Origin of the sequence: Terriglobus sp. YAF25 (genome assembly GCF_052113305.1) — a bacterium.
GTDB lineage: Bacteria > Acidobacteriota > Terriglobia > Terriglobales > Acidobacteriaceae > Terriglobus.
On record NZ_JBFRCY010000166.1, the window covers coordinates 1 to 7,044 of the forward strand.

Sequence of the window (7,044 nt, forward strand, 5' to 3'; positions counted from 1 at the left end):
ACGGTGCAGTCGAAGAACAGAAGGATGAGCAGGCGGCGCCAGGCCTGCGGCCAGATACGTTTCAGCGGAAGTCGGTCACGGACAATCATGGAAGGATGCGGTTCCTCTCTCGTTGCATTCGATTGGACGCGAGATCGCGGACTATCCCGGCCTATCGTTCCATGGGTCTTTTGCCGCTGCCGGAGGATGGGTGACGAGGCTATCTTTCGGATAGGTAGGGCGTGCCATCAGATTCCTGACATCGGGAATTTGATGGCATGCCTAGGTGCATCGAGCGATATGGTGGCGTCTAATAAAGGGAATGCCTACCGCAGCAGCACGCCGACGCAGACGCCGCCGTATCCGGATCAATAACCGGGTGCGCCGTTTCGCGTCGAGCCGGAAACACATGCTGACGCTGGCCGTAACGATGGTTGCCGTGCTGGCGCTGCTGGAGTGGATCTACGACTTCGACTTCTCGCTGGGCATCCTCTATATCTTTCCGGTGGTGGTTGCTTCCACCGTCCTGACGCGATGGCAGATTGTGGTAGCGTCCGTCTTCTGCGCCTACACGCGCGGCCTGTTTACTGCCGATGAGACCCAGGTCGAGCACCTGCTGCGTTTCGCCATGGCGACGCTTGCATACACCGGCTGCGGTCTGTTGATCTACCAGATCAATGACTCGCGGCGGGTGGTGTTGCTGCACTACGCGCGCGTGCGGTTTGAGCAGAAGCTGCGACGCAGAGCAGAGGAGCAACTACGGCTGATGGCCGAAAGCTCGCCGGCCACGATCCTGACAGTCGCAGCCGATGGACGCATACTTGCTGCGAACCGGGCAGCCCATACGATGTTCGAGCTGCGTGACGAGCAGTCGCTGCTGCAGCGGCCGATCYGCGACTTTGTGACCTTCTTCGATGATGCCCTGCGGCTGCCGGCGGACCTGGGACGCATTCGCACCAGCACGAGCACCTGGGCAAGCCGCGCCGATGGGACCCATTTTCCAGCGAGCGCGTGGTTCTCTATCTACGGCGATGGAGAGCAGCGGAGGCTGGCGGCGATCCTCGTCGATACGTCCAACGATGTACGCGAGCGCGAGCATGCGCACTTCGAGCAGTTGACCCAGCATAACCGCGTGCTGGCAGGTGCGGTATCGCATGAGATCCGCAACCTGTGTTCGGCGATCGCAGTGGTGTCGTCAAACCTGGAACGGCACGGACATCTCTCGAAAGATCCAGACTTCGAGGCGCTGAAGAACCTGGTCTCCGGGTTGAGCAACATGGCCTCGTTCGATCTACGGAACCAGGCGCGGATGCAGCATCCACCTGTGCAGTTGTCGGCGCTGGCAGATGAGTTGCGTGTGATCATCGGGCAGGATTGGGAGGAGATTGGCGGCCAGCTGGAGTGGCATGTACCGGCGAGCTTCCCTCTGGTGCAGGCCGAGCGCGATGGCCTGCTGCAGGTGCTGCTGAATCTCTCGCAGAATGCGTTGCGCGCCGCTGAAGAGACCGATGAGCCGCGGCTGACGATCCATGCGCTGGACCGCAATGGACGTGCGGTACTACGGATCACAAACAACGGGCCGGCGATTGCCGATCCTTCTGCGCTGTTTCAGCCCTTCCGCACGGCCTCGACCAGCGGCACAGGCCTGGGCCTGTATGTGGCGCGCGCGATGGTGAAGAGCTTCGGCGGCGAGTTGCATCATGTGCCGACGGCGGCAGGCGTGACCTTCGAGCTGACTCTGCGCTTTGCCGCTTCAGGAAGCATCGAACACAATGAAGTGGAGGTAGAGGCGTAGTGAGCAGTACAGGTACGAGTTCGAGCACGGGTACAAAGACAGTCCGTCTGTTTGTTCTGGATGATCATGCACTCTTCCGTGAAGGGCTGCTGCGGCTGCTAGAGAGCGACACCAGGTTCGAGATCACGGGACACAGCGGCACGCCATCGACGGCGCTGCCACAGATCATCGCAGCGAAGCCGGATGTGCTGATCCTGGACTACGACCTCGGCAGTCAGACGGCGCTGGAGTTCATGCGGGCGCTGCAACGCGAGAAGTTCGAAGGCCGCGTGCTGCTGGTGACTGCCGGGCTTCCGGACAACGATGCACTGACACTGATCCGCCTGGGCATCTCGGGAATCTTTCATAAGCAGGATTCGCCGGAGTCGTTGCAGCGCGCGATCTTCGAGGTCTCGCAGGGACGCGTGCTGATCGATCAGCAATACCTGCAAACGATCGTTGCCGCGAATACACCACAGGATGCTCCGCGATTTACAGACAGGGAGCGCACGACATTGCGTTATCTGCTGCAGGGTTTAGCGAATAAGGAGATTGCGGCTGAGCTGAACATCTCAGAGAGTGCGGTGAAGGCGACGCTGCAGCAGTTGTTTTCGAAGACTGGTGTGAGAACGRGGTCGCAACTGGTGCTATTGGCGATTGAACGGTATCGGGCGCAGTTGTAGGACTAGTTGCTGGTTCCTGGTTCCTAGTTGCTAGTGTCTTGTCCCCAAAGTTCGTGGCATAGATCATGAAGAGCTTTTGCCGTCCGAAGCATTGAAAAGCAAGTCCTTCACTAATCACCCCAGCGAACAAGTTCGCCGGGGACCCCGAACGTTCAGGATGACAACATTCACGGCGAGGGCTTCAGACTCAGGACACTAGGGCGTATCGACAAATTCGATTTGAGTTTTTCTTAGGAATTTGCGGTATTCCTAACCCGCCCTAGCGTTGCGAGGGCGGGGCACCCAGGCAGGGTAGGCGCTGAAGGCGTTGGTACCTACCGGTATATATTGTGATCACCGGAGCAACAACGATGCGTATCTCCTTGCTGGCGACAGTCGTTCTTCTTTGTTCTGCTCTAACTCATGGCCAAGGCTCCAGCGTCCCGAAGCAGCAAGGTATCTATCTCTCCATCAGCATTTCGCGAGTTGCCCGCGGGGGTTGCCGCTGATCTCAAACAGCGAGGATGTCTTGTTCCTCAAGATGAAACTTCCGACAAACCGAGCAATGTCATCCAGGGAGAGTTTGCGCGACCAGGCCAGATGGATTGGGCTGTGCTTTGCTCCGTTAGAGGCGTTTCAAGCATCCTCGTGTACTGGAAGTGGAAGGGTGAGAGTCAAGCACCGGCTAGTCTCACACTGCGGGCAGATCGCAATTATCTTGAAACAGATTTCCAGGGACGACAGATATTCGTGCGTGCCATTCAGCCCGTGGATCGGCAGTTCATACTCGAGCACTATCGCGCGTACGGAGGACCGAAGCCGCCCGCGGTCGATCATCAGGGAATTGACGATGCGTTTCTAGAGAAAGCATCCATCGTTTGGTATTTCGAAAGAGGACGCTGGCTGAAGCTTACAGGTGCYGATTAGAGCGATCCCCTGTAGCTGGGTATCCCGGAAGGGTTGTGCAGCGGCGTTTTCATTGCGGAAAACGCCCATAGATGCACAAGCCCTAGACTACACCTACAGGAAAAAGCTCTAGGGCTCCACAGGATGGAGCCCGATGTAGCTGGGCCTCAGCGGCTGAAGCCGCTTTCCTTCTCGGCCTGGTACGGGATGGCTAAAGCCATCCCCTTAAGCAAGACATTCGCACCTGCGGTGCGAAATGGTTGCGCCGAACGCAACGGTTCCCTATCTCGTTTGCGATATTCGTCAGTGGATACCCATGAGAGGGGGTGACCTTGTCCCTCGCCGACCGTCAATAAGTTCGACACAATCTAAATATTGCCTCTGACTATCGATGGAACGAAGGAGGTGCGAATTGCGGAAGAGTTCCAGAGCATCCTCCACGATCGTAGTGCTTACCGCATCGCTTGGAATGTCGCCCTTGCTACATGCACAGGGGCAGAAGACGGCCACGCTGGCAGAGATACTGCAGCGGCTGGAAGCAAATCTGAACCACTACGACACTCGGCTCCCCAGTCTCTTCTGCGATGAAGAGGTGGTCTCAAAGGTGGAACCTGGTCTTCCAGACAAGAACACCGTAACCGAGGCTATCTTTCGCCTGAAGCGAACTCCCAATTCTGATGGCACCACATCTCTTGTCGAATCGCGCGAGATCAAAGGTGCGAACGGGAAGGCGGCGGCGAAACACAACATGGAGAGTCCCACATTGCTTGATGGAGCGTTTGAAGGCGGCCTCGCCGTCGTCTCTGTCAACCAGGCAGCCTGCCTCAACTACACCCTGCAGCGAGGCAAAAAGAGCCGGTCGGCGGAGCCCTACATCGTCCGTTTCGCTACAGTCTTCACATCCCAAGACTCCGCCAAATGTCTTCTCTCGGAAAAGAGCACCGGTGTCGCCGTCATCGATCCTGCCTCGATGGAGATCACGCATCTGGAGATCCGCACACCACGTCACGTGATTCAACCGGGATACTTCTATCAATCGGCTGTTGTGGGTCAGCGGGTCATCACCGTCGACTACGCACCGGTCGCACTCAATGGTGAGACTTTCTGGCTGCCGTCCACAATCAACCTGCAGGTCACCCAGGGCGCCGGAACCTTCCACAAGACCGTCTGGTCCTTCCTCGCCACCTATCGCAACTATCATCAGCTACAGGTCACGTCCCGCATTGTTCCCGGAAACGAAAAGCCTGTGCAGTGACTTCGTTCACTGGGTCGCAGGACTTACAGGAAGGGTCAATCAACGTCGCTGCAGAGTGAAGCGTATCGATTCTTTGGGTCGCAGGGTAATCTGTGGCCGCAGCTCCACGTTCTGATCCTCACGCAGCACTGGATTCCATTGCTGCGCCAGCGTTGCAAGCGCAAGGACCCCCTGCATGATGGCGAAGTGTTCGCCCATGCACGATCGCGAGGCGGCGCCGAAGGGGAAGAAAGCAAACTGGGGATGGCCCTGTTGCCGCGAAGGCTGCCATCGCTCCGGATCAAAGGCCTCGGGTTTCTGCCAGAAGCGAGAATCCCGTTGGGTTGCATAGCTGCTCATCGTGATCATGGAGCCTGCAGGGATCTGGATCTCTCCCAACATGTATGGCGCAATGGGTTCACGGGCGATCATCCATGCAGGAGGATAGAGGCGCAGCACCTCACGGTAGACCCATCCCGTATATTCCAGCCGCGGGAGATGCTCGAACGCCGGAAGGCTCTCGCCAAGGACTGCATCCAGTTCAGCGCGCATGCTGCGAGCCACTTCGGGATGCTGCGCGAGCAGGAACCATGCCCAGGTAAGGGCGATCGAGGTAGTGCCATACCCTGCCAGAAAGAGGGTCAGCACTTCGTCGCGCAACAGATCTTCAGGTACGGAATCGCCAAACGATTCCAGCAGCAGGGAGAGAATGTCGGTATATGCTTCCCGATTCCTGCGATGGTCCTCGATCACCTTCTTGAGAACCTGATCGACCTGGCCCCGGACCATCGCCGCCTTGCGTTCGAAGCGCTTGCGCGCGGGAGCAAATAACGCGATCAGGGGGTTGAAGCCTGTGAACACGCTGTAGGCAAGAGTGAGCGCCTGCGACACTTCTTTGCCGGAGCCGTCGCTGTCCGCACCAAAGAGCGTAAGCCCGAGGATGCGCAGGCTGAGCTGCATCATCTCCTGATCCATGGCGATCTGTTGGCCGTCTGCCCATCGTTGCCGCAACGCCGCTGCACATTGCACGACGGTGGTGGCCGCGCTGGCGATCCGCTCGTGCCGGAACGCCGGCTGCACCAGGCGGCGTTGGCTCGTGTGATGTTCGCCTTCGCTGGTCAGCAGGCCTTGGCCGAGAATGGGCTTCATCGCCTGCAATCCCGCGCCCTTCGTGAAGCCTGCTTCGTGGGTTACGAGCACGTCGCGGATCAGGTCAGGGTGGTTGATCACATAGATCCGTTTCGATCCTAACCGCAAGGTGCTGACGTCGATACCGCGGCGGGCCATCTCCGCAACGAACTGAAGCCGATTACGGCCGAAGCGCAGAAACGCCGGGAGTCCTTCAGCATGCACCACCTGATAGCTCATATATCTCTTGGAATGACAGCTTATCCCATGTGGCCGCCGGATCGCCCGGCGAGACGTGACGAGCGCTTCAAATCGCGCCGGAAGCGCTTCGTCACATTTTTGCCGTCCTCAAAAGGGCCGAACCCAGATATTCCCTAGAGCATTTCTCCTGTCGCGGGGTATCCCGGAAGGAGCGTGCAGCGGCGTTTTCATTGCGGAAAACGCCCATAGATACATAAGCCCGCGCTACACCTACAGGAGAAATGCTCTAGCTGGCGTGGACCTGTCGATGTAGATGAAAGATGCCTCGAAACGCATCGGCGACCTTCGCTCGCATAGGCTTCTTCTTTTCCAAGGGAAGCAGAGTCAGCGATGTGTCATCTGTCCAGACGGGTTGCAACGCGGCACGAGAGATACGGTATCCGCGCTTGGGGATGGTTTCGATATAGTCCGCTCCATTCGGCAAGCGGCCAAGAAGACGCCGCAGCATAAAAATGGTCTGAGTGATATTGTGATCTTCAACCGCCGCATCGAACCATACCTTGTTGAGCAGGTCTTCACGGCTAACAACTTCACCTTGGGCGTCTAGCAGGACTGACAGCGCTTGTAGCTGCCGTTTCGTCGCATTTACAACAACCAGGCCTCTTGTGAGGCTCATTGGGTTACGTTCTAATGTGTATTGTCCGAGGAACTGCATACTACCCCTCTCCACTACAGCTCCCGCTCTTTGTGAACGGTGTTAGAGATGCTGGCGGATATGTGGGGTAAATGACAAGAAACAAACAGTTTTTCCACGAACTCTTTGGTTATCCTGCCCGGGTTACCTTACAGCTGATCGTGCGCGTTTCCGATGCGGAAACGCGCCTGGCTTTTAATCGAAATCTGGTTTTGTAAGGGAAAACCCGTTTTTCCACTCCCGGGTACCAGGTAACCAACCATGAAGTCTCCACCAGTCGGATAGGGCTTACCGGTCGCCTTGACAACCGCCAAATGATAGATAAAAGGAATTCGGGCGAAGCTCGAACTAAGTGGATTACCAGGGCCCCCTGAGAGAATCGCGTCGCAATTCTCTTTTTCCTGCCCAAGCGCTCCCGTATGGCGGGGTCCCTGGTGACTTACTGCAGAACCAATTCATCCTGTGT

General features: G+C 57.5%; 6 protein-coding genes. 4 read left to right on the forward strand and 2 right to left on the reverse strand.

From position 1 onward, the window contains the following. The 4 genes from AB4043_RS08970 to AB4043_RS08985 form a co-directional block, all read left to right on the forward strand. On the forward strand, positions 1–194 hold a 194-nt coding region (locus AB4043_RS08970), incomplete at its 5' end, for a hypothetical protein (protein WP_442306895.1). Between the two features lie 107 nt (positions 195–301). Continuing rightward, positions 302–1,774: an ATP-binding protein gene (locus AB4043_RS08975; protein WP_442306896.1), complete on the forward strand. Its 1,473-nt coding sequence runs from the start codon at positions 302–304 to the stop codon at positions 1,772–1,774. Beyond that, positions 1,774–2,436, forward strand: coding sequence for a LuxR C-terminal-related transcriptional regulator (locus AB4043_RS08980; protein ID WP_442306897.1), 663 nt, complete (start codon positions 1,774–1,776; stop codon positions 2,434–2,436). Before AB4043_RS08975 ends, AB4043_RS08980 begins: the two co-directional genes overlap by 1 nt. A 1,297-nt stretch (positions 2,437–3,733) precedes the next feature. Next, complete coding sequence (locus tag AB4043_RS08985; protein WP_442303094.1) at positions 3,734–4,576, forward strand: hypothetical protein; 843 nt, start codon at positions 3,734–3,736, stop codon at positions 4,574–4,576. A gap of 39 nt (positions 4,577–4,615) precedes the next feature. On the opposite strand, the gene AB4043_RS08990 is transcribed toward AB4043_RS08985, so the two are convergent. Further along, positions 4,616–5,923 (reverse strand): cytochrome P450, encoded by a 1,308-nt coding sequence (locus tag AB4043_RS08990; RefSeq protein WP_442303095.1) that lies wholly within the window; start codon positions 5,921–5,923, stop codon positions 4,616–4,618. A 247-nt stretch (positions 5,924–6,170) separates the two neighbouring features. After that, positions 6,171–6,599, reverse strand: coding sequence for a winged helix-turn-helix domain-containing protein (locus AB4043_RS08995; protein WP_442303096.1), 429 nt, complete (start codon positions 6,597–6,599; stop codon positions 6,171–6,173). Positions 6,600–7,044: the final 445 nt, after the last annotated feature.

Coding starts and splice junctions, on each gene's coding strand:
- AB4043_RS08995 (WP_442303096.1), bottom strand. CDS start 6,599: ATGCAGTTCCTCGGACAATACACATTAGAACGTAACCCAATGAGCCTC.
- AB4043_RS08990 (WP_442303095.1), bottom strand. CDS start 5,923: ATGAGCTATCAGGTGGTGCATGCTGAAGGACTCCCGGCGTTTCTGCGC.